The following is a 25,486-nucleotide window of genomic DNA, read 5'->3' on the forward strand; positions in this document are numbered from 1 at the left end:
GGGTTGCATTTTTCGCCAGTGCAGGTACTGCACTGGCGCCATTCATGTCCAAGGCAGGTATTTCCGAAGCATTCGCCGGGCGTTGCGTGGAAGCGACGGGGCGGGCAGAGGTGCAGCGAAAAGAATCGGGTAAGCAGGTGAAACACCGCACTTGTCGTTTTTTTTCGGTCTTCTCTACACAGCGCTGGTGGCGATTCCAGGCAATTCGGTAAACTGGCGAAAACCCCGTAGGACGGCCTCGCGTCCTGGAGAATTACGTTGGTCAGGGGTCGGCTTGGAGCCTGATGCCGCTGGCCTGCCGCTTTTGGCGGCGTTCGCGACTATAGCAGCAATGATTAAGTGCTTCAATTCCATAAAAAATTGTTATGATCCCGCCAATGACGACCAATACCCCTCCGACTTCCGGCGTTCAGCTGATCGAAGTCGCGCCGGAGCTTGCCGGCCAACGCATCGACAACTTCCTCATCACGGCCCTCAAGGGCGTGCCTAAAACCTTGGTCTACCGCATCCTGCGCAAGGGTGAAGTGCGGGTGAACAAGGGGCGGGTAAAGCCGGAGTATAAAATCCAGGCCGGCGACATCGTGCGGGTGCCGCCCGTGCGCCTGCCGGAGCGTGACGCGCCGGCGCCGGTGGCCCAGGGCCTGCTGCAGCGCCTGGAAGCCGCCATTGTCTACGAAGACAAAGCGCTGATCGTGATGAACAAACCGGCGGGCATCGCCGTGCACGGTGGTAGTGGCCTGAGCTTTGGCGTGATCGAAGCGCTGCGCCAACTGCGCCCGGACGCGAAGGAGCTGGAGCTGGTGCATCGTCTGGACCGCGACACCTCCGGCCTGCTGATGATCGCCAAGAAGCGCAGCATGCTGCGCCACCTGCATGCTGCGCTGCGCGGCGACGGCGTCGACAAGCGCTACATGGCGCTGGTGCGTGGTCACTGGCCGACTGCGAAGAAACAGGTGAACGCCCCGTTGCTCAAGAGCAACCTGCGCTCCGGTGAGCGCATGGTCGAAGTGAACGAGGAGGGCAAGGAGGCGTTGACCCTGTTCCGCGTGCTGCGCCGCTTTGGCGAGTTCGCCACCATTGTCGAGGCCCGTCCGATCACCGGGCGTACCCACCAGATTCGCGTGCACACCCTGCATGCCGGGCACATGATTGCCGGTGACAGCAAGTACGGTGACGAAGACTTCACTCGCGAAATTCGTGAGCTGGGGGGCAAGCGCCTGTTCCTGCATGCTTACGCGCTGACCGTGCCGCTGCCGGACGGTGGTGAGCTGAAGCTCGAAGCGCCGGTGGATGAAGTCTGGGCGAAAACCATTGAACGTCTGAGTGCGTCCTGACCTATGAAGAAAGGCTATGAGCTACTGATCTTCGACTGGGACGGTACCCTGGCCGATTCCATCGGGCGCATTGTCGAGGCCATGAATGCCGCCGCCGAGCGTGCCGGCGAGGCACAATGCAGCGATGACGCGGTCAAGGGCATCATCGGTCTGGCCCTGGGTGAGGCGATCCATACCCTGTACCCGCACCTGGTGCCTGCTGAGGTCGAAAGCTTCCGTCAGCACTATGCCGATATCTACATGGCGCTGGATCAGCAGCCTTCGCCGCTGTTCGACGGCGTGATCGAGTCGCTGGATGCCTTCCGTGCCGAGGGTTACCGCCTGGCGGTGGCCACCGGCAAGGCGCGTCGCGGGCTGGACCGGGTGCTCAAAGCCAATGGCTGGGAGCAGTACTTCGACATTACCCGCGCTGCCGACGAAACGCGTGGCAAACCGCACCCGCTGATGCTCGAGGAAATCCTCGGTCATTGCGGTGTCGAACCGGGGCGTGCACTGATGGTCGGAGATTCGGCATTCGACCTGCAGATGGCTAGCAATGCCGGCATGCATTCGGTGGCGGTGGGCTATGGTGCCATGTCGCTGAAGGCGCTGGCCGAATTTGGCCCGCAGGTGTGTATCGATCACTTTTCCCAGCTGCGCGAGTGGCTGGCTGGTTCCGCAATTCCACTTCCAAGGTAGGTAAGCATGGCAGACGAATGGAAAGCCCCCGAGGCCGAACCCGATGAGCGCGAAGAGCGCAAGAGCTGGAAGCTGCTGGAAAAGACCTTGCTAGCCAGCGTGCAGGAGCAGCGTCGGTCGCGGCGTTGGGGAATCTTCTTCAAGCTGCTGACTTTCATCTACCTGTTCGGCTTTCTGGCGCTGTTCACGCCGCTGATGGACATGGACAAGGCCGCGTCGCGCAGTGCCAGCCATACCGCGCTGGTCGAGGTGCGCGGGGTGATTGCCGACCAGGAGGCCGCCAGCGCCGACAACATCGTCAAGAGTCTGCGTGATGCATTCAAGGACAGCAAGACCAAGGCCGTGGTGATGCGCATTAACAGTCCGGGCGGCAGTCCGGTGCAGGCGGGTTATGTGTACGACGAAATCCGCCGCCTGCGTGCTGAATACCCGGCGATCAAGCTGTATGCGGTCATTGCGGATCTTGGCGCTTCCGGTGCCTATTACATTGCCAGTGCGGCGGATGAGATCTACGCCGATAAAGCCAGCCTGGTGGGTTCCATTGGTGTGACGGCGGCCGGTTATGGCTTTGTCGGCACCATGGAGAAGCTGGGCGTTGAGCGGCGCTCCTACACCTCAGGTGAGCACAAGGCCTTCCTCGATCCGTTCTCGCCTGAAAAGCCCGAAGAAACCCGGTTCTGGCAGGGTGTGCTGGATACCACGCACCAGCAGTTCATCGCCATGGTCAAGCAGGGGCGGGGCGAGCGCCTGAAAGACAAGGAGCACCCGGAGCTGTTCAGCGGCCTGGTCTGGTCGGGTGAGCAGGCCAAGGCGTTGGGCCTGGTAGATGGGTTGGGCAGTGCCAGCTATGTGGCGCGCGAGATCGTTGGCGAAAAGGAACTGGTGGACTTCACCGTTCAGGAATCGCCGTTCGACCGCTTCTCCAAGCGTGTAGGTGCCAGCGTGGCTGAGCACCTGGCGATGTGGATGGGGTTCCAGGGGCCGCAGTTGCGCTGAAAGCGCTGGGGTCGCAACGCGGCCCCCAGGTATCAAGGGATGACAATCCCCTCCTTGGTCAGCATGTCCACCAGTCGAATCAACGGCAGCCCGATCAGGCTGGTCGCATCGCACCCGTGCGTGCTCTGAAACAAGCTCACCCCCAACCCCTCTGCCTTGAAGCTCCCTGCGCAATCCAGTGGCTGTTCCGCCGCTACATAGCGCTCTACTCGCTCCCGGCTCAGTTCGCGCATGGTCACGGTAAACGGCACGCAATCCACCTGACATTGCCCGGTGGTGCTGTTCAGCAGGGCCAGGCCGGTCAGGAAGCTCACCTGCTGGCCACTGCATTCGAGCAACTGCTCGCAGGCGCGTTCGAACGTGTGCGGCTTGCCCAACACCTGTTCGCCTAGCACTGCCACCTGATCCGAGCCGATGATCAGGTGGCCGGGGTGGCTGTCCGCCAAGGCTTCAGCCTTTTGCCTGGCCAGTCGGCGCACCAGTTCGACGGCGGGCTCGCCATCCTGTCGCTGTTCGTCTATATCGGGGCTTGCCCAGGTGAAGGGCAGGCGCAGGCGTGCGAGCAGTTCGCGGCGATAGGCAGAGCTGGAAGCCAGTAACAGAGGAAGCATGGTAGACTCCTGAATCAGTTGAACAAATTCTATCACGCACGATGCCGCCTAATTTCCTTTGACAGGGGCGGGGGGCATCCCTAGAATGCTGCGCCTATGTTGAATGACCCGATTCCACCTCACGTTGACCCGCGCAAATTAGCCGATCGTGGCGTAACCCTTAACGGTTCGCTGCAACTCGCTGATTTGGAAAGACTCTGCGACCCGCTTTCCGACAATGTCGGTACGGTGCAGGCGAAGTTCGATTTTGAACGAGATGAACAGCATGTGGTGGTTGTCCACACCGAGCTGAGCGTCGAAGTCAAGATGGTTTGCCAGCGTTGTCTTGAGCTGGTCACCCTGCCGATCCAGAGCGAATGTACATACGCTGTGGTGAAGGAGGGTGCGAATACCCAGTCGTTGCCGAAAGGCTATGACGTGCTGGAACTGGGCGAAGATCCTTTGGATCTGCAGGCATTGGTCGAGGAGGAGCTTCTGCTTGCCTTGCCAATCGTGCCTGCTCATCATCCGGAAGAATGCCAGCAGCCGGCGGGCGCAGACGAGCCCGATTCGAGCAAGGACGAGGTATCGCGGTCCAACCCGTTCAGTGTTTTGGCGCAGTTAAAGCGTGACCCAAACGTTTAGGAGTTAATCAATTATGGCTGTTCAGCAGAACAAAAAATCCCGCTCTGCCCGTGACATGCGCCGTTCGCACGACGCCCTGTCGGAAAACGCGCTGTCGGTAGAGAAAACCACCGGTGAAGTTCACCTGCGCCACCATGTTTCGCCAGAAGGCGTATACCGTGGTCGCAAAGTGGTCGACAAGGGCGCTGACGAGTAATCCTTGTCCGCTCAGATCATCGCGATCGACGCAATGGGCGGGGACTTCGGTCCCCGCAGCATTGTCCAGGCTAGCATTGCCTGCCTTTCTGCTACCCCCTCGCTGCACCTGACCCTCGTCGGTCAACCCTCCCTCCTGGAAGATCTTGTCAGTGGCCTAGCGGCTGCGGATCGCGCGCGCCTGCAGATTGTCGCCGCCAGTGAGGTGGTCGGCATGGACGAGCGGCCCTCCCAGGCGTTGCGCGGCAAGCCGGATTCGTCGATGCGCATCGCCCTCGAACTGGTGCGTGACGGCAAGGCCCAGGCCTGTGTCAGTGCGGGTAATACCGGGGCGCTGATGGCGCTATCGCGTTTTGTGCTCAAGACCCTGCCGGGTATCGATCGGCCAGCCATGGTGGCAGCGATCCCCACACAGGCCGGGTACTGCCAGTTGCTCGACCTGGGTGCCAATGTCGATTGCAGTGCCGAGAACCTCTACCAGTTCGCCGTGATGGGCTCGGTGGCCGCCCAGGCCCTGGGCGTGCACCGGCCGCGTGTGGCGCTGTTGAACATCGGCACCGAGGACATCAAGGGTAATCAGCAGGTCAAGCTGGCCGCCAGTTTGTTGCAGGGCGCCCGAGGGCTCAACTATGTGGGCTTCGTTGAAGGTGACGGGTTGTACCGTGGCGAAGCTGATGTGGTGGTGTGTGACGGGTTTGTCGGCAATATCCTGCTCAAGTCCAGCGAAGGGCTGGCGACGATGATCGCTGGGCGCATCGAGCAGTTGTTCAAGGGTGGCGTATTGTCGCGGGCAGCCGGGGCGGTGGCCATGCCGCTGCTCAAGCGCCTGCAGGCCGACCTGGCGCCGGCGCGGCACAATGGCGCCAGCTTCCTGGGGTTGCAGGGCATCGTCATCAAGAGCCATGGCTCGGCGGGGGTGCAGGGCTTCCAGAGTGCCATCCAGCGGGCGTTGATCGAGATTCAGGAAAACCTGCCGCAGCGCCTGCATGGGCGCCTCGAAGACCTGTTGCCTTAGGCATTTTGCCCATGAAGTGCTTAAATGTGACCGCTTGGTCTGTGTATCCATCCAAGTTTTCAGATTCCGCGCCAGGCCCAGGGCCTGGCGCACCCTATCCGACGACAAGATCATAAGGGCTTGTTCTATGTCTGCATCTCTCGCATTCGTCTTTCCCGGTCAAGGTTCCCAGTCGCTGGGCATGCTCGCCGAACTCGGCGCCGAGAAGCCAGTGATCGTCGAAACCTTCAAGGAAGCGTCCGCTGCCCTCGGTTACGACCTGTGGAAGCTGGTCCAGGAAGGCCCGGAAGAGCAACTCAACCAGACCGACAAGACCCAGCCAGCCATCCTCACTGCGTCCATCGCGCTGTGGCGCCTGTGGCTGGAAGAGGGGGGCGCGCAGCCAGCCTTCGTTTCCGGTCACAGCCTGGGCGAGTACAGCGCCCTGGTCGCTGCTGGCAGCATCAGCCTGGCGGACGCCGTTCGCCTGGTCGAACGCCGTGGTCAGTTGATGCAGGAAGCCGTGCCAGCCGGCCAGGGTGCCATGGCCGCCATCCTCGGCCTGGATGATGCGGTGGTCGTTGAAATCTGCGCCGAAGCCGCAGAGGACCAAGTGGTCAGCGCTGTCAACTTCAACTCGCCAGGTCAGGTGGTCATCGCCGGCAACAAGGCTGCCGTGGACCGCGCCATGGAGCTGTGCAAGGCCAAGGGTGCCAAGCGCGCCCTGCCGCTGGCGGTCAGCGTGCCCTCGCACTGTGCCCTGATGAAGCCGGCTGCCGAGCGCTTTGCCGATTCGGTCAATGCCATTGAATGGAAGGCCCCGCAGATCCCGGTGGTGCAGAACGTCACTGCCGCCATTGCTGCCGACCTCGATGCGCTCAAGCACGACCTGCTGGCGCAGCTCTACCAGCCAGTGCGCTGGGTCGAATGCGTGCAGACCCTGGCCGCCAATGGTGCGGTCAACCTGGTCGAGTGTGGCCCAGGCAAGGTCCTGGCTGGCCTGAACAAGCGTTGCGCCGATGGCGTGACCACCTACAACCTCAATACCCCTGACGCCGTCGCCGCCACCCGTGCGGCACTGGCCTGATTTGGAGAAGCTTGCATGAGCCTGCAAGGTAAAGTTGCACTGGTCACCGGCGCCAGCCGTGGCATTGGCCAGGCCATCGCCCTTGAGCTGGGCCGCCAGGGCGCGACCGTGATCGGCACCGCCACTTCGGCATCCGGCGCCGAGCGCATCGCTGCCACCCTGAAAGAGCACGGCATCACCGGCACCGGCATGGAGCTGAACGTCACCAGCGCCGAGTCCGTTGAAGCTGTACTGGCCGCCATCGGCGAACAGTTCGGTGCACCGGCCATCCTGGTCAACAACGCCGGCATCACCCGTGACAACCTCATGCTGCGCATGAAGGATGACGAGTGGTTCGACGTGATCGACACCAACCTGAACAGCCTCTACCGTCTGTCCAAGGGCGTGCTGCGTGGCATGACCAAGGCGCGCTGGGGCCGTATCATCAGCATCGGCTCGGTCGTCGGTGCCATGGGTAACGCTGGCCAGGCCAACTACGCGGCCGCCAAGGCCGGCCTGGAAGGCTTCAGTCGCGCTCTGGCGCGTGAAGTGGGTTCGCGTGGCATCACCGTCAACTCCGTGACCCCGGGCTTCATCGACACCGACATGACCCGCGAGCTGCCAGAAGCGCAGCGCGAAGCCCTGCAGACCCAGATTCCGCTGGGCCGCCTGGGTCAGGCCGACGAAATCGCCAAGGTGGTTTCGTTCCTGGCATCCGACGGCGCTGGCTATGTGACCGGTGCTACCGTGCCGGTCAACGGCGGGATGTACATGTAACACTGCAACTCAATGTGACGGATTTCGTAAAAAAAGAGTCATACTGCGAGCCTAAAATCCGTTATAAAGCTGCAACCAGATTCCAGGCAGCGGGTGGGGTGACTGGCGTGAAAGCGCGTTTCGCTTGAAAAGCGAACGTCTTTCTATAAAATTAGCCACCGGCCAGCTGCCTGACATATATCCATTAGGAGTAAACCTAGGTATGAGCAACATCGAAGAACGCGTCAAGAAAATCGTCGCCGAGCAACTGGGCGTCAAGGAAGAAGAAGTGACTCTCGAGAAGTCCTTCGTTGATGACCTGGGTGCCGATTCGCTTGACACCGTTGAGCTGGTGATGGCTCTGGAAGAGGAATTCGAGACCGAAATCCCTGACGAAGAAGCCGAGAAGATCACTACCGTTCAAGCTGCCGTAGACTACGTCAAAAACCACCAGGCCTAAGACGTTTTAGTCGACGCTTCTTGTCGGGGAAAACCGCACTGCCTTCGCCGGCGTGCGGTTTTTTCTTTGCGAGCGCCCTGCATTCCGGCGGGCCTGCTTTGTTCACCGCGCACCGAGAGCCTGTTGTCATTTCATTCCATCGTATGAATGCAATGCCAAGAGACTCTGTTATTAGAAAAGGAGAGTACTGTGTCGCGTAGACGCGTCGTGGTCACCGGTATGGGTATGCTGTCGCCACTGGGTACCGATGTACCGAGCACCTGGCAGGGCATTCTGGCTGGCCGCAGTGGCATTGGTCCGATCGAACACACGGACCTGTCTGCCTACTCCACCCGTTTTGGCGGCTCGGTGAAAGGCTTCGAGGTTGAGCAATACCTGTCGGCCAAAGAGGCCCGTAAGCTCGATCTGTTCATCCAGTACGGCCTGGCGGCCGGTTTCCAGGCGGTGCGTAATGCTGGCCTGGAGGTGACGGACGCCAACCGCGAGCGCATTGGCGTGGCCATGGGTTCGGGTATCGGCGGCCTGACCAACATCGAAGAAACCAGCCGCACCTTGCACGATTCGGGGCCGCGCCGTATTTCGCCGTTCTTCGTGCCGGGCTCGATCATCAACATGATCTCCGGGTTCCTGTCGATCCACCTGGGCCTGCAAGGGCCGAACTATGCCATCGCCACAGCTTGCACCACTGGCACCCATTGCATCGGCATGGCCGCACGCAATATCGCTTACGGTGAAGCTGATGTGATGATTGCAGGTGGTGCCGAAATGGCCGCTTGCGGCCTGGGCATGGGCGGTTTCGGTGCTTCGCGCGCGCTGTCCACCCGCAACGATGAGCCAAGCCGGGCCAGTCGTCCGTGGGACAAAGGCCGTGACGGCTTCGTGTTGTCCGACGGTGCCGGTGCCTTGGTGCTCGAAGAGCTGGAGCACGCCAAGGCGCGTGGTGCGACCATCTATGCCGAGCTGGTTGGCTTTGGCATGAGCGGTGACGCTTACCACATGACTTCGCCGCCCGACACTGGCGAGGGCGCAGCCCGCTGCATGGCCAACGCCCTGCGCGATGCTGGCATCCAGCCGGAAGAGGTCAGCTACATCAACGCCCACGGCACGTCGACCCCGGCGGGCGATGTGGCTGAAGTGGCTGCGATCAAGCGCGTATTCGGCGAGCATGCCTACAAGCTGGCGGTCAGCTCGACCAAGTCGATGACCGGTCACCTGCTGGGCGCCGCCGGTGCGGTGGAAGCGATTTTCAGCGTGCTGGCGATCAACAGCCAGATGGCGCCACCGACCATCAACCTGGACGAGCCGGACGAAGGCTGCGACCTCGACTTCGTGCCGCACCAGGCGCGCAGCATGCCGATCGATGTGGTGTTGTCCAACTCGTTCGGCTTTGGCGGCACCAACGGCTCTCTGGTGTTCCGCCGGTTCGCCGGTTGATGCACAGCTGGATCGATGGCCAGCCGGCGACTGCACTCAACCTGCAGAACCGTGGTCTGGCCTACGGCGATGGCCTGTTCGAGACCATTGCCGTGCGCGGCGGTCGCCCCAGCTTGCTGGACGGCCACCTCGCACGCCTGGCGCTGGGCTGCCAGCGCCTGGCGATCAGCGCCGACATGGCGCTGGTGCGCGACGAACTGCTTCGCTATGCCAGCCAGCTCGGTGAGGGCGTAGCCAAACTTATCCTCACGCGTGGCGACAGCCAGCGTGGCTATGCGCAGGTAGCCGGTGCAGCGCCAAGGCGCATCCTGCAGGGCAGTCCGTTACCCAGCTATCCTGTCGAACATGCCGAGCACGGTGTGCGTTTGTACCCTTGCCAGACCCGGCTTGGGGAACAACCGCTGCTGGCCGGGCTCAAACACCTCAACCGCCTGGAGCAGGTGCTGGCCCGTGCCGAATGGCAGGACAGCGAACACGCCGAAGGCCTGATGCGTGACGGGCAGGGTAGGGTAATCGAAGGGGTATACAGCAATCTGTTCCTGGTGCGCGATGGCGTGCTGCTTACCGCCGACCTCAACCGCTGTGGTGTGGCTGGGGTGATGCGCGCTGCGTTGCTGGAGCAGGCCGTAGTGCTGGGTATCCCGGTGCAGGTCTGTGACCTGCCGTTCGAGGCGCTGGAGCAGGCAGATGAAGTATTTGTCTGCAATAGCGTTTACGGCATTTGGCCCGTGCGTGGCGTAGCCGCGCTAAACTGGTCGCCGGGCCCGCTCACCCGTAAACTGCAGGCCGTTGCCCGTACGTTACTGGAAACCTGAATTCGTGAGACGTAAATTCCTGCTGCTGCTGGAAATGGGCTTGATCCTTGCCGGCCTGGCGCTTGGCTGGTCGGCCTGGAAGGTCAACTCGGTCCTGGAGCAGCCCTTGCATGTCACGCAGGAACGCCTGCTCGATGTGCCCAATGGCACCACCCCAAACCGCATGTTCTATCGCATGCAGAGCGAAGGGTTGCTCGACGACGCCGTCTGGTTGCGCGTGTACTGGCGCTTCAATATGGCCGGTACCGCCCTGCACACCGGTGAGTACCGACTCACACCCGGCATGACCGTCGAGCAGCTGTTCGACGCCTGGCGCCGTGCCGACGTGGTGCAGTACAACCTCACTCTGGTCGAAGGTTGGACGTTCCGTCAGGTACGGTCGGCCGTGGCCAGGCATGAAAAGATCAAGCACACCCTGGACGGCCTGTCGGACGCCGAAGTCATGGACAAGCTCGGCCATACCGGTGTGTTTCCCGAAGGGCGCTTCTTCCCGGACACCTACCGTTTTGTGCGTGGCATGAGCGATGTCGAGTTGCTTCAGCAGGCCTACATGCGCCTGGACGAAGTGCTGGCCAAGGAATGGGCGGAGCGCACCACCGACCTGCCGTACCGCGATCCGTACCAAGCGTTGATCATGGCCTCGCTGGTGGAAAAGGAAACTGGCATACCGCAAGAGCGCGGGCAGATTGCAGGCGTGTTCGTGCGGCGCATGCGTCTGGGCATGATGCTGCAGACTGACCCGACGGTGATCTACGGCATGGGGGAGCGTTACAACGGCAAGATTACCCGCGCCGACCTGCGCGAACCTACGCCTTACAACACCTACACCATGACCGGCTTGCCGCCGACCCCGATCGCCATGGTCGGTCGCGAGGCGATTCACGCGGCGCTCAACCCGTCCGATGGCAGCAGCCTGTACTTCGTCGCGCGTGGCGATGGCAGTCATGTGTTTTCCGATGACCTTGACGACCACAACACGGCGGTACGCGAGTTCCAGCTCAAGCGCCGGGCGGACTACCGCTCCAGCCCTGCGCCGCAGCAAGAGGCACAGCCGGACGAGCCGCCGCCGAGCGTCGACGACGCGCCTGAGCAAGCGGCGCCAGCGGTAGATGGGCCAACTGCGCAGCCAGCACCCGATGAGCCACCTGTACAGGACGCCCCTGCCGGCGGCGCGCAAGCGGCCGAGCGGCCGGCGCCTGACGAACAACATTAAGGACTGCCTGTGAGCGGCTTGTTTATTACTTTGGAAGGCCCCGAAGGCGCGGGCAAGAGCACCAACCGCGACTACCTGGCTGCACGCCTGCGCGAGCAGGGCCTGGATGTGGTATTGACCCGCGAACCGGGTGGTACACCGCTGGCCGAGAAGGTGCGCGAACTGCTGCTTGCACCCAGCGATGAACGCATGGCAGCCGACACCGAACTGCTGCTGGTATTCGCTGCGCGCGCCCAGCACCTGGCGCAGGTCATTCGTCCGGCATTGGCCCGTGGGGCCGTCGTGTTGTGTGATCGCTTCACGGACGCCACCTATGCCTACCAAGGTGGCGGCCGTGGTTTGTCTGTCGAGCGCATCGCTACCCTGGAGCAATTTGTCCAGGGCGACCTGCGCCCGGACCTGACCCTTGTGTTCGACCTGCCAGTCGAAGTAGGCCTTGCCCGCGCCGCCGCCCGCGGTCGCCTCGACCGTTTCGAGCAGGAAGGCCAGGCCTTCTTCGAAGCCGTTCGTCAGGCGTACCTGCAGCGTGCCGGGCGCGAGCCGAATCGCTACAGCCTGCTTGACGCGGCGCAATCCCTGGAGGCTGTGCAGCGCGCCATTGACGCGCTGCTGCCTGGTATCGTGGAGCGGTGCCGTGGCTGAGGCCTACCCTTGGCAGCAGGCTATCTGGCAGCAGTTGGCCGGCCGCAGCCAGCACGCCCATGCCTACCTGTTGCACGGGCCGCAGGGCATCGGCAAGCGAGCCTTGGCCGAGCGTCTGATGGCTCGCCTGCTGTGCCAGCAGCCCCAAGGCCTGGACGCCTGTGGTGGTTGCAAATCCTGCCTGTTGCTCAAGGCGGGTAGCCACCCGGACAACTTTGTGCTCGAACCAGAAGAGGCCGACAAGCCGATCAAGGTCGACCAGGTACGTGAACTGGTAGCTTTCGTGGTGCAGACCGCGCAGCTGGGTGGGCGCAAGGTGGTGCTGATCGAGCCGGTGGAGGCAATGAACGTCAATGCCTCCAACGCACTGCTCAAAAGCCTTGAAGAGCCTTCTGGCGATACAGTCTTGCTACTGGTCACACACCAGCCCAGCCGCTTGTTGCCGACCATCAAGAGCCGCTGCCAGCAGGTTGTCTGTCCGCAGCCCAGTCCGGCCCAGAGCCAGGCCTGGCTGGCTGGTGCGCTGCCTGACAGCGATGAGGCCGAGCGTGATGAATTGCTTACCCTTGCTGCCGGTTCGCCATTGATGGCGGTCAGCCTGCAGGCGCAAGGCGTGCGTGAGCAGCGTGCGTTGGTCACCGACGGGGTCAAGAAGCTGCTCAAGCAGCAGCAATCACCCAGCCAGTTGGCCGATGCATGGAATGGCGTACCTTTGTTGTTGCTGTTCGACTGGTTCTGCGACTGGGCTCACCTGATTCTGCGCTATCAATTGACCCAGGACGAGGAAGGGTTGGGTTTGGCCGATATGCGCAAGGTAGTGCAATACCTTGCGCAGAAAAGCCGCCAGGCCAAGGTGCTGGAGGTGCAGGCGTGGATCCTCGAGCAGCGCCAGAAGGTGCTGGGCAAGGCCAACCTGAACCGTGCTCTGTTGCTAGAATCGCTGCTGGCCCATTGGCTGCAACTGCCGGGCGCCCGCTGACTTCCCATTTTTCATGTGTGCCGTTATCCCATGCTCGTAGATTCCCATTGCCACCTCGACCGTCTTGACCTGAGCGCCCACCAGGGCTCCCTCGATGCTGCCCTGCAGGCGGCGCGTGAGCGCGGGGTCGGGCATTTCCTGTGCATTGGCGTCAGTGCCGAAAACGCCGGAGCGGTTAAAGCCTTGAGCGAGCAGTACGCTGACGTCGACTGCTCGGTGGGTGTACACCCGCTGGACCTGGCCCCGGGTGAGACACCCGCGTTGGAGTGGCTATTGCGTGAACTGGCCCATCCTCATGTGGTGGCGATAGGCGAAACCGGCCTGGATTACCACTACGAGCCGGAGGCGGCCGAGCTTCAGCAGGCCTCGTTCCGCTTGCACCTGGAGGCCTCGCGGCAAACGGGCAAGCCGGTGATCGTGCATACGCGAGCGGCGCGCGCCGATACCCTGGCGCTGCTGCGCGAGGCCAACTTGCCCCAGGCTGGCGTGCTGCACTGCTTTACCGAGGACTGGGACATGGCCAAGGCGGCGCTGGACCTGGGCTATTACATTTCGCTATCTGGCATCGTTACCTTCCGCAATGCCGATGCCCTGCGCGAAGTGGCCCGGCAGGTGCCGGTCGATCGGCTGCTGGTGGAGACCGATTCGCCGTACCTGGCACCGATTCCGCATCGCGGCAAGCCGAACTTGCCGCAGTATGTGCGGGAAGTGGCGGAGTATGTGGCGTCGTTGCGGGGGGCCAGTTACGAGCAGTTGGCCGAGCAGACCACTGCCAACTTCAAGCGGTTGTTCCCGTTGGCGCGAGTAGCCTGATTTTTTGGGGGGCAGCAATCCTGTCCCGGCCCCATCCGCCCCATCAGCCCCCTGGAAGCACACAAAAAAAACCCGGGTTCTGGGGGGGGAATCCGGGTTAAGACCATTAGGAGTAAAACAAAGGTACGCGGTCCCTGAGCACCTTTATCGGCGCGACACTTGGGGGGGATGCGTCGCGCCAACACTTCAAGTATTGGTCAGGTTTGGCGCAGTGCCAGTGCATATTGGTCGTTTTTTAAACAGATTTGGAATACGCCGAGGTTTCATTCCTCCCGCAGCGCATGGCCATATGCATCGTGAAACACAGACATGCTTGGATGATCCGTGCAATTTCCCGCAAGTTAGGCATAATAAACCGCTTCGATTGTCATCCAGTCCTTCCCATGCAGAAAGAACCTCGTAAGGTCCGTGAGTTTCGCCGTCGCGAACAGGAAATCCTCGACACCGCGCTCAAGCTGTTTCTCGAACAGGGTGAAGACAGCGTCACCGTCGAGATGATCGCCGACGCCGTGGGCATCGGCAAAGGCACGATCTACAAGCATTTCAAGTCCAAGGCAGAGATCTATCTGCGCCTGATGCTCGACTACGAGCGCGACTTGAACGCGCTGTTGCACTCGGCCGACGTCGATCGCGACAAGGAAGCACTTTCGCGCGCCTACTTCGAGTTCCGCATGCGCGACCCACAACGTTACCGGCTGTTCGACCGCCTGGAGGAAAAGGTGGTCAAGGGCAACCAGGTGCCGGAAATGGTCGAGCAGTTGCACAGCATCCGTGCGTCCAACTTCGATCGCCTGACTCAGCTGATCAAGGGCCGCATCAGCGAAGGCAAGCTTGAAGACGTGCCGCCCTATTTCCACTACTGCGCCGCTTGGGCATTGGTGCATGGCGCCGTAGCGCTGTACCACTCGCCGTTCTGGAGCAATGTGCTGGAGGACCAGGAGGGTTTCTTCCAGTTCCTGATGGACATTGGCGTGCGCATGGGCAACAAGCGCAAGCGCGACCCGGAACCCTCGAACTGAAGCACGCCTTTGCTTGCAACTGACGCCCGTATGGAGTGGGGGCTTGCAAAAACCTGATTTATGAGTCAGGTTTTGCCAGCCCTCATCATCCATGCCGGAGTCATTCATGATTGTCGATCGTCAAGGCAGGCGTTTTCGCAACCTGCGCGTCAGCCTGACGGCTGCCTGCAATTACGCCTGCACCTACTGCGTACCGGACGGCAAGCGTCTGGTGGCGGCGCAGGACGAATTGTCGGCAGATGCCCTTGCCCGCGGCGTGGCCTACCTGATTGAAGCGGCCGGTATCGGGCGGCTGCGCATCACGGGCGGTGAACCGCTGGTCAGCCCGCGCCTGGATGCCTTCCTGGCCGCAGTGGCCAAGCTCGACCTTGACGAAATCTCTCTGACCACCAATGGTCAGCTACTGCGGCGCAAGTTGCCTCAGTTGCAGGCGGCTGGTGTCCGCCGGCTGAATGTTTCCCTCGACACGCTCGACCCCCAGGCCTTTCGCCGCATTGCCCGAGGCGGTGACCTGGCCAGCGTGCTGGCAGGCATGGAGCAGGCGAGTGCGCTGGGGATGCGCATCAAGGTGAACATGGTGCCGATGCGCGGGCAGAACCTCGACCAGGTATTACCGCTGCTGGATTACTGCCTTGCGCGTGGTTACGAGTTACGTTTCATCGAGCTCATGCGCATGGGCCACCTTGCCCGTGACCACAACACCTTCCTGCATCAGTTCGTCGGCCTCGACCAACTGCTCATGTTGATCGGCAGCAGGCATGCTTACCTTCAGGTCGATGCGCCGCAGGATGCCACTGCCTTGCGGTATCAAATCCCGGGCATTGGCCACTTTGGCGTGATCGCCAACGAAAGCGTCCCGTTTTGCCGTACCTGTTCGCGGCTGCGGCTGTCCTCCACAGGGTGGCTGCATGGCTGTCTGTCGTCGAGCAATCGTCACTATGTCGGCGACCTGCTGGAAGCGCCTCGCCATCAGGCCTTGCCGGCCCTGCAGCGGCTGCTGGTCAAGGCGTTGGCTGACAAGCAGGACCTGGCGTTTTCCGGGGATGTGATGGTGATGAAGGTGATCGGCGGCTGAAGCTGGCGCAAAAGCTGCATCCGCCGGCTATTCGCCGGTTTTTCGTCACCGGCCATTGGAGGAAAGATGCGTAGCCTGGTCTTGCTGCTGGCGCTGATGGCGCTGGGCGGCTGCATGAATGTCAGCGATATGGGCGAGGGCGTCCGCTATCACATGAGCGACGCCGGTCTGCTGGATCACAGCGATACCCGCCGGACCCTGTCCATCCGCCTGCAGCCTGACTCGTTCATCTTCATCGGCCAAGGGGCGTTCGTGCCGCCAGGCAAGGGGCCAGTGCCGCAGCAGAACGCAGTGGCCGAAGAGGCTTTCAAGAGCTTTGTCGAGTACTTCCCGCTGGTGCGTCGCGCCCAAGGCCCGTTGGGCCTGGAGGAGGCCGTTGCCCAGGCGCGTTCGGTAGGTGCTGACTATGTGTTGTACACCCGCTTCGCCCGTACAGACGACCGTATCGGTAATGGCGACGAATGGTATGACGAACAAGCCGTTGATCGCTTGGGTTGGGACAGTGGCGTAGTGCAGATGATGTTGATTGAAACCAACACTCGCTATCTGATCGACATCGCACGCATCAAAAGCCGTGGCGGTTTGTTGACGTTCCACGACAATACACCCGAGGATTTGCTTGGCGCGCCCATGCGCGAGTACGCTCGTAGCCTTCTGGGCATGAGTGAATGAGGCAGGCGTGATGAGCGATTCCGGCAAGGCCAATGATCTTCTGGCACAAATCCCCAAGGCCAAAGGCCTGCCGCCGGTGCACCTGTGGAACCCCGATTTTTGTGGTGACATCGACATGAGGATCGCTCGCGATGGCACCTGGTACTACCTGGGTACGCCGATTGGGCGAAAGCCGATGGTGCGGCTGTTCTCCAGCATCATTCGCCGCGATGGCGATGATTACTTCCTCGTTACTCCGGTAGAAAAGGTTGGTATCCGCGTCGATGACGCGCCATTTCTGGCAGTGGCGCTGGAGGTGCTGGGGGCGGGCGAGCAGCAGGTGCTGCGCTTTACCAGCAATGTCGAGGATCAGGTGGATGCCGGGCCGGATAACCCCCTGCGTGTGGTGATCGACCCGGTGACGCAGGAGCCGTCTCCCTATGTGCTGATGCGCAACAACCTTGAGGCGCTGATTCATCGCAATGTGTTCTATCAGCTGGTAGAGCTGGCGGTGCCATGTGAAATCGAAGGGGAGGAGTGGCTCGGCGTATGGAGCAAGGGTGAGTTTTACCCGATTGGGCGCAGTAGCTGAGACGCCGTTCGGGCTGGCGGGTTCATGTCTTGAGTTTTGTGCTGCTCGATCTACCCGGCAGTGGAATACTCCCGACGAACAACGAAAAAGCCCCCGGTTGCTTGCGCAACTGGGGGCTTTTTCAGTATTTGGCTCCGCGACCTGGACTCGAACCAGGGACCCAATGATTAACAGTCATTTGCTCTACCGACTGAGCTATCGCGGAATCTGCGCGTATCTTACTGAATGCCTAGAGGAAGTCAAGCCACCTCTAGGCAAAACAATGAGTTACAGCACTTCCACGATGGCCTTGGTGACCACATGAATGTTGCTCTGGTTCAGCGCAGCCACGGCGATGCGGCCGGTGTCCAGGGCGTAGATGCCAAAGTCGTTCTTCAGGCGGGCAACCTGTTCAACGGTCAGGCCCGAGTAGGAGAACATGCCAACCTGACGGCCAACAAAGCTGAAGTCGCGGTTGGCGCCGTATTCGGCCAGCAGCGAAACCATCTGCTTGCGCATGCCGTGAATGCGCTCGCGCATTTCGGCCAGTTCGGTTTCCCACATGTTGCGCAGTTCGGCGCTGTTCAGCACGGTGGCAACGATGGTGGCGCCGTGGGTTGGCGGGTTGGAGTAGGTAGTGCGGATCACGCGCTTGACCTGCGACAGCACGCGGGTGCTTTCGTCCTTGGACGCGGTGACGACCGACAGTGCACCGACGCGCTCGCCGTACAGCGAGAACGACTTGGAGAACGAGCTGGAAACGAAGAACTCCAGGCCCGACTCGGCGAACAGGCGCACGGCGAAGGCGTCTTCGGCGATGCCGTCACCAAAGCCCTGGTAGGCCATGTCGAGGAACGGCACATGCCCCTTGGCCTTGACCACTTCCAGGACGTTTTTCCAGTCGTCCAGGGTCAGGTCGACGCCGGTTGGGTTGTGGCAGCAGGCGTGCAGCACCACGATCGAGCCGGACGGCAGGTTGTTCAGGTCTTCCAGCATGCCGGCGCGGTTGACGTCGTTGGTCGGCGCGTCGTAGTAGCGGTAGGTCTGCACCGGGAAACCGGCCGATTCGAACAGCGCACGGTGGTTTTCCCAGCTCGGGTCGCTGATGGCAACCACGGCGTTCGGCGACAGGCGCTTGAGGAAGTCGGCACCGATCTTCAGTGCACCGGTACCGCCGACGGCCTGCACGGTTACCACGCGGCCGGCGGCCAGCAGTGGCGACTCGGCGCCGAAAATCAGTTTTTGCACAGCCTGGTCGTAGGTGGCGATACCGTCGATCGGCAGGTAGCCGCGCGAGGCGTGCTGGGCGGCACGCTGGGTCTCGGCTTCGATCACGGCGCGCAGCAGCGGAATGCGGCCTTCCTCATTGCAGTACACGCCCACGCCCAAATTGACCTTGTCGGTACGTGGGTCGGCGTTGAATGCTTCGTTGAGGCCCAGAATAGGGTCGCGGGGTGCCAGCTCGACAGCGGAAAACAGGCTCATTGTTACCTTGGCTCTGATTGGAGAGTGATAGGACGTACACGCTCCAGCCGAATGCACTGAAGCGGTGCACAAACGGGGAGTCAGTATAGTGATACCGCCCGGTCACTGCGACACTCTGGCACAGCTTTTCCAGCTATTTGCGCAAATATTTTTCGACCATTGGTCTAATTGCCGGGTCCACCGTTACACGCGTTCACAGCTCCACCTTGAAAGCGCCCCCGGGTGGGCGCATTTGGGTATAGACTACTGGCTAAATTTACAGTTACTGCAGCGCCGCGAGGTCCGTCATGTCCGAGTTCCAGCTCGTCACCCGTTTTCAGCCGGCCGGCGACCAGCCTGAGGCCATTCGCCAGATGGTCGAAGGCATCGAGGCTGGGCTGTCGCACCAGACGCTGCTCGGCGTGACCGGTTCGGGCAAGACCTTCAGCATCGCCAATGTCATCGCGCAGGTGCAGCGGCCAACGCTGGTGCTGGCACCGAACAAGACCCTGGCCGCGCAGTTGTACGGCGAGTTCAAGGCGTTCTTCCCCAATAATGCGGTGGAGTATTTCGTTTCCTACTACGACTACTACCAGCCCGAGGCCTATGTGCCGTCGTCGGACACCTTCATCGAGAAAGACGCCTCGATCAACGATCACATCGAGCAGATGCGCCTGTCGGCGACCAAGGCGCTGCTGGAGCGGCGCGATGCGATCATCGTCACCACCGTGTCGTGTATCTATGGCCTGGGCAGCCCCGAGTCTTACCTGAAAATGGTCCTGCATGTGGACCGTGGCGACAAGCTCGACCAGCGCGCACTGCTGCGCCGCCTTGCCGACCTGCAATACACCCGCAACGAAATGGACTTCGCCCGCGCCACCTTCCGCGTGCGCGGCGATGTAATCGACATCTTCCCGGCCGAATCGGACCTTGAAGCCATCCGCATCGAACTGTTCGATGACGAGGTGGAGAACATCGCCGCGTTCGACCCGCTCACCGGCGAGGTCTTCCGCAAGCTGCCGCGCTTCACCTTTTACCCCAAGAGCCACTACGTCACCCCGCGGGAAACCTTGCTGGAGGCGGTGGAGGGCATCAAGGAAGAACTCAAGGAGCGCCTGGAGTACCTGCACAAGGCCAACAAGCTGGTGGAGGCACAGCGCCTGGAGCAGCGCACCCGCTTCGACCTGGAGATGATCCTGGAACTGGGTTACTGCAACGGCATCGAGAACTACTCGCGCTACCTGTCCGGTCGCCCGGCGGGCGCGCCGCCGCCCACCCTGTACGACTACCTGCCAGCGGACGCGTTGCTGGTGATCGATGAGTCCCACGTCAGCGTTCCGCAGGTCGGTGCCATGTACAAAGGCGACCGCTCGCGCAAGGAAACCCTGGTCGAATACGGCTTCCGCATGCCCTCGGCGCTGGACAACCGGCCCATGCGCTTCGATGAGTGGGAGGATGTCAGCCCGCAGACCATCTTCGTGTCTGCTACCCCGGGCCCTTACGAGGCCGAGCACGCCGGGCGTGTGGTGGAACAGGTGGTGCGGCCGACCGGCCTGGTCGACCCTCAGGTCGAGATTCGCCCCGCGCTGACTCAGGTTGATGATTTGCTATCGGAGATCCGCAAGCGTGTCGCGGCAGGTGAGCGTGTACTGGCGACCACGCTGACCAAGCGTATGGCCGAGGACCTCAGCGACTACCTGGCCGACCACGATGTGCGGGTGCGCTACCTGCACTCGGACATCGACACCGTGGAACGGGTGGAGATCATCCGTGACTTGCGGCTGGGTACTTTCGATGTGCTGGTGGGCATCAACCTGCTGCGTGAGGGCCTGGACATGCCGGAGGTGTCGCTGGTGGCGATCCTCGATGCCGACAAGGAAGGCTTCTTGCGTTCCGAGCGCTCGCTGATCCAGACCATCGGCCGTGCCGCACGTAACCTGAATGGCCGGGCCATCCTGTATGCCGACAATGTGACGGGTTCGATGCAGCGGGCGATCGACGAAACCGAGCGCCGCCGCGAGAAGCAGATCGCGTTCAACGAAGCCAACGGCATCGTGCCCAAGGGCGTGGTCAAGGACATCACCGACATCATGGAAGGCGCCACCGTGCCTGGTGCGCGCAGCAAGAAGCGCAAGGGCATGGCCAAGGCGGCAGAGGAGAGCGCCCGTTACGAGGCGGAACTGCGCACGCCGGGCGAGATCACCAAGCGCATCAAGCAGCTGGAAGAGAAGATGATGCAGTTCGCCCGCGACCTGGAGTTCGAGGCAGCGGCGCAGCTGCGTGACGAGATAACCCAGCTGCGCGAGCGGTTGATTACCAGCTGAAGCCTGACGCGGGCCTTGTGGGAGCAACTGTCTTGCACAAAATCTGAAAGCTGGCGCTCCCACAGAGACCGTATACAAACTGAAAATAGCCTCAATGGGCCTCCCCGGCCTTCAGCCCCTGAGGCAATTTCCGGGTCAACAACACTGCCACCATACTCACCGCCAACCCAATCCCAACGAAGTGGAACGCATCGTTGTAAGCCATGATCAACGCTTGCTGGTGGGTGATCTCGCTCAATTTGCCTAGCGCCGCATTGTCACTGCCCAGCCGTTCAGCCAGCTGCGCCAGTCGCTCCGCCACTTGCGGGTTGCTCGGCACCACGGATTCACGCAGGTAATCGAAATACACCTTGGTCCGCGCATCCAGCAACGTGGCCAGTAAGGCAATCCCGATCGCACCGCCCAGGTTACGCAAGATGTTGAACAGGCTCGACGCCGACCCCGCATCCTGCTGCTGGATGTACGCTGTGGCGATCAGCGAGATGGTCACCATGATCATCGGCTGGCCAAGGGCGCGGATGATCTGGATATGGTTGAACTGCGGCCCGGCGAAGTCCGGATTGAGCACCCCTGAGCCGAAACTGGCGGCGCCGAACAGGCAGAACCCCAGGGCGCAAAGCAGTTTGGGCGACACCACTTTCATCAGCTGTGGCACCAGCGGAATCAGGAACAGCTGCGGCACGCCCATCCACATGATCACCTCGCCGATCTGCAGGGCGTTGTAGCCCTGCACTTGCGCCAGGTAGAGCGGCAACAGGTAGATCGACCCGTACAGCCCTACACCCATACCCAGGCTGGCGATGCTCGACAGGCCGAAATTGCGGTTGCCCAGGATGCGCAGGTTGATCAGTGGGTGTGGCTTGGAAAACTGCAGGATGACGAAGGTGATCAGGCTGACCAGGGCAACGCTGCCGAGGCCGACGATCAGGTGCGACTCCAGCCAGTCCTTGCGGTGGCCTTCTTCCAGGAACACTTGCAAGCAGCCCAATCCGACGCCCAGTGTAATGATGCCGGCGTAATCGGTGCTTTTCAGCAGCTCCCAATGCGCTTCCTTCTTCTCCAGCCCGTACAGCAGGCCGGCGATCATCACCAGGCCGGGTGGAATGTTGATATAGAAGATGTATTCCCACCCCCAGTTCTCGGTCAGCCAACCGCCCAGCGTGGGGCCGATGGAGGGGGCGAAGGTGGCCGTCATGGCGAACATGGCCATGCCCTTGGCGCGGTGGTGTTCGGGTAGTTTTATCAGGGTGAGGGTGAAGGCAAGCGGGATCAGCGCGCCGCCAGTGAAGCCTTGCAGGGCACGGAACAGGATCATGCTCTCCAGGTTCCAGGCCATCGAGCACAGCAGTGATGACAGCAGGAAGCCTGCGGATACCCACACCGCCAGGCGCCGCGCCGACAACAGCTGCACCAGCCAGGCGGTTAGCGGAATCATGATGATTTCCGCTACCAGGTACGAGGTGGAAATCCATGAGCCTTCTTCCAGCGTCGCCGACAGTGCGCCCTGGATGTCCTTCAACGAGGAGTTGGTGATCTGGATGTCCAGCACCGCCATGAAGGCGCCGAGCATCACGCTCATCACCGCGATCCAGTCGCGCCGGGTTGGCTCCGCGGTGGGGCGGAGCAGTTGGTCACCGGCCATCGTGGCCTTCGTTTTCGCTGCGCAGGTCGATGGTGGCGGTTACCGACATGCCGGGGCGGATACGCCCGTGCAGCGGGTTATCGGCGCTGAAGGTCAGTTTTACCGGGATGCGCTGCACCACCTTGGTGAAGTTGCCGGTGGCGTTGTCGGGTGGCAGCAGGCTGAACTGAGCGCCCGAGGCGGCGAACAGGCTGTCGACCCTGCCTTCGATCGGTGTATCGGGGTAGCTGTCGAACAGCAACTCGGCGCGTTGGCCAGGCTGCATGTGGCCGATCTGGGTTTCCTTGAAGTTGGCCTGCACCCAGATGTCTTCGTCGGGCACGATCGACAGCAAGTAGGCGCCGGCTTGCACCACCTGGCCATTGCGCGCATTGCGCTGGCCAATGGTGCCGCTGATCGGCGCGCGGATTTCACAACGGGTCAGGTTCAGCTCGGCTTGGGCCAGGTCGGCGCGGGCATTGGCGATTTGCGCATCGAGGCGTTTGAGGTCGGCGTTCAGGGCGTTGACCTGCTGGCGTTGGCTTTGCAGGTCGGCACGGGCTTTGTCTACCTGGGAGCCGGCGACATGGCTGTCCGCCGACAGGGTGGTGACCCGCTCTTCGGATATGAAACCGGGCTTGCGCAGCTTTTCGGCACGGCTCAGGTCCACCCGGGAGCGGTCGAACGTGGCCTGGTTGGCCGCCACCTGGGCTTGGCCAGCGGCAATCAGGCTGCCCTGTTGCGTCAGGCGGCTTTGCGCCTGTGCGTACTCGGCTTCACGCGTAGCCAGGGCTGCGCGGGCGCGCGCTATTGCCAGTTCGAAGTCGACCGTCTCCAGCCGTACCAGCAGGTCGCCCTTGTTGACATGCTGGTTGTCATCGACGGGAACTGCGTCGATGCGTGCCCCTAACTGGCTGGAGATACGCGTGATTTCGCCCTGAACGTAAGCGTTGTCGGTGCTCTCGTAGAAGCGGCCCTTGAAGTACCAATGGGCCAGGAAGGCGAGGGCGATGAGGGCCACGAGGGTGAAAAAGACCAGCAAGCGGCGTTTGAGTTGGGCAGGCATGGGGACTATCGTTCCAGAAATGTAAATAAATTTAACAGCGGCACAGGGCCTGTCGACAAGTGACGTTCGCGCCATTGCTGGAGCCCGGTGCCTGCCTCCTGCTAACATCCCGCCTTTGTTTCATCTTACGTTCGAGACCTTCCATGACCACCGTACGCACGCGTATCGCGCCATCGCCTACCGGCGACCCCCATGTCGGCACTGCCTACATCGCCCTGTTCAACTACTGCTTTGCCAAGCAGCACGGCGGTGAGTTCATCCTGCGCATCGAAGACACCGACCAACTGCGCTCCACGCGCGAGTCGGAACAGCAGATCTTCGACGCCCTGCGCTGGCTCGGCATCGAATGGAACGAAGGCCCGGACGTCGGCGGCCCGCACGGCCCATACCGGCAGAGCGAGCGTGGCGAGATCTACGCCAAGTACGCCAAGGAACTGGTCGACGCCGGCCACGCCTTCTACTGCTTCTGCACCGCTGAAGAGCTGGATCAGATGCGTGCCGAGCAGCAAGCCCGTGGCGAAACCCCGCGCTACGACGGTCGCGCACTGCTGCTGAGCGCCGAGGAAGTGCAGCGCCGCCTGGACGCTGGCGAGCCACATGTGATCCGCATGAAGGTGCCGAGCGAAGGCATGTGCGTGGTCCCGGACATGCTGCGCGGCGATGTCGAAATCCCGTGGGACCGCATGGACATGCAGGTGCTGATGAAGAACGACGGCCTGCCGACGTACTTCCTTGCCAACGTGGTCGACGACCATTTGATGGGTATCACCCATGTGTTGCGTGGCGAAGAGTGGCTACCGTCGGCGCCCAAGTTGATCAAGTTGTACGAATACTTCGGTTGGGAGCAGCCCAAGCTGTGCTACATGCCGCTGCTGCGTAACCCGGACAAGTCCAAGCTGTCCAAGCGCAAGAACCCGACGTCGGTCACCTTTTACGAGCGCATGGGCTTCATGCCCGAGGCGATGCTCAACTACCTGGGCCGCATGGGCTGGTCGATGCCGGACGAGCGCGAGAAGTTCTCCTTGGCCGAGATGGTCGAGCACTTCGACCTGTCGCGTATTTCGCTGGGTGGCCCGATCTTCGACATCGAGAAACTGTCCTGGCTCAACGGCCAGTGGCTGCGTGAGCTGCCGGTCGAGGAGTTCGCCGCACGCCTGCAGAAGTGGGCATTCAACAGCGACTACATGATGAAGATCGCCCCGCATGTGCAGGGCCGTGTGGAAACCTTCAGTCAAGTTGCCCCGCTGGGCGGGTTCTTCTTCGAAGGCGCGCTGAAGCTGGATGCCAAGCTGTTCGAAAGCAAGAAACTGTCGGCCGACCAGGTGCGTCAGGTGATCCAGCTGATCCTGTGGAAGCTCGAAAGCCTGCGCCAGTGGGAGAAAGAGCGCATCACCGGCTGCATCCAGGGCGTGGTCGAGGCGCTGGAGCTGAAGCTGCGTGACGCCATGCCGCTGATGTTCGCTGCCATCACGGGCCAGGCCAGCTCGGTGTCGGTACTGGACGCCATGGAAATCCTCGGCCCCGACCTGACCCGCTACCGCCTGCGCCAGGCCCTGGACCTGCTGGGTGGTGTGTCGAAGAAAGAAAACAAAGAGTGGGAAAAGCTGCTGGCTTCCATCGCCTGATTCAGCTTTGCACCTAACCTGTGGGAGCGGGCTAGCCCGCTCCCACAGCTCCATCTAAGCCCGAAGAATTGGGGCAGGGCGGTAAGTGATTGTTATCTGTGAAAAAACTTTTGAATTTTTTCGAAATTTCGTTTGACAGCCCCGCAATCCGATCTTAATATGCGCCCCGTCCACAGCGATGAACGAAAACGAAACGCCAGCCACCCAGCCAGCGATTCTGTTCAAAGCGACATTGTGGGGCTATAGCTCAGCTGGGAGAGCGCCTGCATGGCATGCAGGAGGTCAGCGGTTCGATCCCGCTTAGCTCCACCAAATTCCGCTTACCAGCCAAGGCTGATAAGCAAGACCGGGTCCAGCAACCGGGTCTTGAAGGTAAGAAGGTTCGTCCCCTTCGTCTAGTGGCCTAGGACACCGCCCTTTCACGGCGGTAACAGGGGTTCGAGTCCCCTAGGGGACGCCA

Annotated in this window: 25 protein-coding genes and 3 tRNA genes; 23 read left to right on the top strand and 5 right to left on the bottom strand. The window is 61.6% G+C overall.

Annotation, left to right across the window (positions count from 1 at the left end):
• Window positions 1-377 precede the first annotated feature (377 nt).
• The 3 genes from rluC to QQL85_RS04175 are packed head-to-tail and all read left to right on the top strand — an operon-like array spanning window position 378 to window position 3,008.
• A complete protein-coding gene (rluC, locus tag QQL85_RS04165; protein ID WP_284355294.1) occupies window positions 378-1,334 on the top strand; it encodes a 23S rRNA pseudouridine(955/2504/2580) synthase RluC in 957 nt (318 codons plus the stop codon).
• Window positions 1,335-1,337: 3 nt separating this feature from the next.
• Window positions 1,338-2,012 carry an HAD family hydrolase gene (locus tag QQL85_RS04170; RefSeq protein WP_284355295.1) on the top strand — a complete coding sequence of 225 codons (675 nt, stop codon included), beginning with the start codon at window positions 1,338-1,340 and terminating at the stop codon, window positions 2,010-2,012.
• A gap of 6 nt (window positions 2,013-2,018) precedes the next feature.
• Window positions 2,019-3,008: a S49 family peptidase gene (locus QQL85_RS04175; RefSeq protein ID WP_284355296.1), complete on the top strand. Its 990-nt coding sequence runs from the start codon at window positions 2,019-2,021 to the stop codon at window positions 3,006-3,008.
• 32 nt (window positions 3,009-3,040) lie between these two features.
• Here the strand turns inward: QQL85_RS04175 and QQL85_RS04180 are convergent, their stop codons facing one another.
• Entirely contained in the window at window positions 3,041-3,619 is a 579-nt protein-coding gene (locus tag QQL85_RS04180; protein ID WP_284355297.1) for a Maf family protein, read from the bottom strand.
• A 96-nt stretch (window positions 3,620-3,715) separates the two neighbouring features.
• On the opposite strand from QQL85_RS04180, the gene QQL85_RS04185 reads away from it, so the two are divergent.
• The 16 genes from QQL85_RS04185 to QQL85_RS04260 all read left to right on the top strand — a co-directional run bounded on the left by QQL85_RS04185 (window position 3,716) and on the right by QQL85_RS04260 (window position 16,947).
• The gene (locus QQL85_RS04185) at window positions 3,716-4,243 is read left to right on the top strand and encodes a YceD family protein (protein ID WP_284355298.1); all 528 of its coding nucleotides are present in this window, start codon (window positions 3,716-3,718) and stop codon (window positions 4,241-4,243) included.
• 13 nt (window positions 4,244-4,256) lie between these two features.
• A complete protein-coding gene (gene rpmF, locus QQL85_RS04190) occupies window positions 4,257-4,439 on the top strand; it encodes a 50S ribosomal protein L32 (protein WP_003247154.1) in 183 nt (60 codons plus the stop codon).
• Between the two features lie 3 nt (window positions 4,440-4,442).
• Entirely contained in the window at window positions 4,443-5,453 is a 1,011-nt protein-coding gene (gene plsX, locus QQL85_RS04195) for a phosphate acyltransferase PlsX (RefSeq protein WP_284355299.1), read from the top strand.
• 127 nt (window positions 5,454-5,580) lie between these two features.
• Window positions 5,581-6,519, top strand: a complete 939-nt coding sequence (fabD, locus tag QQL85_RS04200; protein ID WP_284355300.1) for an ACP S-malonyltransferase — start codon at window positions 5,581-5,583, stop codon at window positions 6,517-6,519.
• A 15-nt stretch (window positions 6,520-6,534) separates the two neighbouring features.
• Entirely contained in the window at window positions 6,535-7,275 is a 741-nt protein-coding gene (gene fabG, locus QQL85_RS04205; RefSeq protein WP_016715140.1) for a 3-oxoacyl-ACP reductase FabG, read from the top strand.
• Between the two features lie 202 nt (window positions 7,276-7,477).
• Entirely contained in the window at window positions 7,478-7,714 is a 237-nt protein-coding gene (gene acpP / locus QQL85_RS04210; RefSeq protein ID WP_284355301.1) for an acyl carrier protein, read from the top strand.
• Window positions 7,715-7,903: 189 nt separating this feature from the next.
• Complete coding sequence (fabF, locus tag QQL85_RS04215) at window positions 7,904-9,148, top strand: beta-ketoacyl-ACP synthase II (protein ID WP_012271164.1); 1,245 nt, start codon at window positions 7,904-7,906, stop codon at window positions 9,146-9,148.
• Entirely contained in the window at window positions 9,148-9,963 is an 816-nt protein-coding gene (gene pabC, locus QQL85_RS04220; RefSeq protein ID WP_284355302.1) for an aminodeoxychorismate lyase, read from the top strand. The genes fabF and pabC overlap by 1 nt, the downstream gene beginning before the upstream one ends.
• 4 nt (window positions 9,964-9,967) lie before the next feature.
• Window positions 9,968-11,176: an endolytic transglycosylase MltG gene (gene mltG, locus QQL85_RS04225; protein WP_284355303.1), complete on the top strand. Its 1,209-nt coding sequence runs from the start codon at window positions 9,968-9,970 to the stop codon at window positions 11,174-11,176.
• A 9-nt stretch (window positions 11,177-11,185) separates the two neighbouring features.
• Window positions 11,186-11,818, top strand: a complete 633-nt coding sequence (gene tmk / locus QQL85_RS04230; protein ID WP_284355304.1) for a dTMP kinase — start codon at window positions 11,186-11,188, stop codon at window positions 11,816-11,818.
• Entirely contained in the window at window positions 11,811-12,797 is a 987-nt protein-coding gene (locus tag QQL85_RS04235; protein ID WP_284355305.1) for a DNA polymerase III subunit delta', read from the top strand. The genes tmk and QQL85_RS04235 overlap by 8 nt, the downstream gene beginning before the upstream one ends.
• A gap of 30 nt (window positions 12,798-12,827) precedes the next feature.
• Window positions 12,828-13,610 (top strand): TatD family hydrolase, encoded by a 783-nt coding sequence (locus QQL85_RS04240; RefSeq protein ID WP_086974359.1) that lies wholly within the window; start codon window positions 12,828-12,830, stop codon window positions 13,608-13,610.
• A 383-nt stretch (window positions 13,611-13,993) separates the two neighbouring features.
• Window positions 13,994-14,629, top strand: coding sequence for a TetR/AcrR family transcriptional regulator (locus tag QQL85_RS04245; RefSeq protein WP_003260720.1), 636 nt, complete (start codon window positions 13,994-13,996; stop codon window positions 14,627-14,629).
• A 106-nt stretch (window positions 14,630-14,735) separates the two neighbouring features.
• On the top strand, window positions 14,736-15,704 hold the full coding sequence (locus QQL85_RS04250; RefSeq protein WP_284355306.1) for a GTP 3',8-cyclase MoaA: 969 nt from the start codon (window positions 14,736-14,738) through the stop codon (window positions 15,702-15,704).
• 66 nt (window positions 15,705-15,770) lie between these two features.
• Window positions 15,771-16,376 (top strand): DUF4823 domain-containing protein, encoded by a 606-nt coding sequence (locus QQL85_RS04255; protein ID WP_284355307.1) that lies wholly within the window; start codon window positions 15,771-15,773, stop codon window positions 16,374-16,376.
• Between the two features lie 10 nt (window positions 16,377-16,386).
• A complete protein-coding gene (locus tag QQL85_RS04260) occupies window positions 16,387-16,947 on the top strand; it encodes a DUF1285 domain-containing protein (protein ID WP_284355308.1) in 561 nt (186 codons plus the stop codon).
• Between the two features lie 129 nt (window positions 16,948-17,076).
• Here QQL85_RS04260 and QQL85_RS04265 read toward each other — a convergent pair.
• Window positions 17,077-17,152 (bottom strand) — tRNA-Asn (locus QQL85_RS04265).
• 62 nt (window positions 17,153-17,214) lie between these two features.
• A complete protein-coding gene (locus QQL85_RS04270) occupies window positions 17,215-18,411 on the bottom strand; it encodes an amino acid aminotransferase (RefSeq protein ID WP_284355309.1) in 1,197 nt (398 codons plus the stop codon).
• A 287-nt stretch (window positions 18,412-18,698) separates the two neighbouring features.
• Here QQL85_RS04270 and uvrB point away from each other — a divergent pair, with 287 nt between their 5' ends.
• Window positions 18,699-20,714, top strand: coding sequence for an excinuclease ABC subunit UvrB (gene uvrB, locus QQL85_RS04275; protein ID WP_284355310.1), 2,016 nt, complete (start codon window positions 18,699-18,701; stop codon window positions 20,712-20,714).
• A gap of 91 nt (window positions 20,715-20,805) precedes the next feature.
• On the opposite strand, the gene QQL85_RS04280 is transcribed toward uvrB, so the two are convergent.
• Together QQL85_RS04280 and QQL85_RS04285 are read right to left on the bottom strand one after the other, a co-directional pair.
• On the bottom strand, window positions 20,806-22,296 hold the full coding sequence (locus QQL85_RS04280; RefSeq protein WP_284355320.1) for an MDR family MFS transporter: 1,491 nt from the start codon (window positions 22,294-22,296) through the stop codon (window positions 20,806-20,808).
• Between the two features lie 49 nt (window positions 22,297-22,345).
• Window positions 22,346-23,401 carry an HlyD family secretion protein gene (locus QQL85_RS04285; RefSeq protein WP_284355311.1) on the bottom strand — a complete coding sequence of 352 codons (1,056 nt, stop codon included), beginning with the start codon at window positions 23,399-23,401 and terminating at the stop codon, window positions 22,346-22,348.
• A 143-nt stretch (window positions 23,402-23,544) separates the two neighbouring features.
• Here QQL85_RS04285 and gltX point away from each other — a divergent pair, with 143 nt between their 5' ends.
• The 3 genes from gltX to QQL85_RS04300 all read left to right on the top strand — a co-directional run bounded on the left by gltX (window position 23,545) and on the right by QQL85_RS04300 (window position 25,486).
• Window positions 23,545-25,026: a glutamate--tRNA ligase gene (gene gltX / locus QQL85_RS04290; protein ID WP_284355312.1), complete on the top strand. Its 1,482-nt coding sequence runs from the start codon at window positions 23,545-23,547 to the stop codon at window positions 25,024-25,026.
• A 236-nt stretch (window positions 25,027-25,262) separates the two neighbouring features.
• Window positions 25,263-25,338 (top strand) — tRNA-Ala (locus QQL85_RS04295).
• 72 nt (window positions 25,339-25,410) lie between these two features.
• Window positions 25,411-25,486, top strand: a tRNA-Glu gene (locus QQL85_RS04300).

The organism is Pseudomonas putida (assembly GCF_030159595.1).
In the GTDB taxonomy this organism is placed as follows: Bacteria; Pseudomonadota; Gammaproteobacteria; order Pseudomonadales; family Pseudomonadaceae; genus Aquipseudomonas; species Aquipseudomonas putida_AC.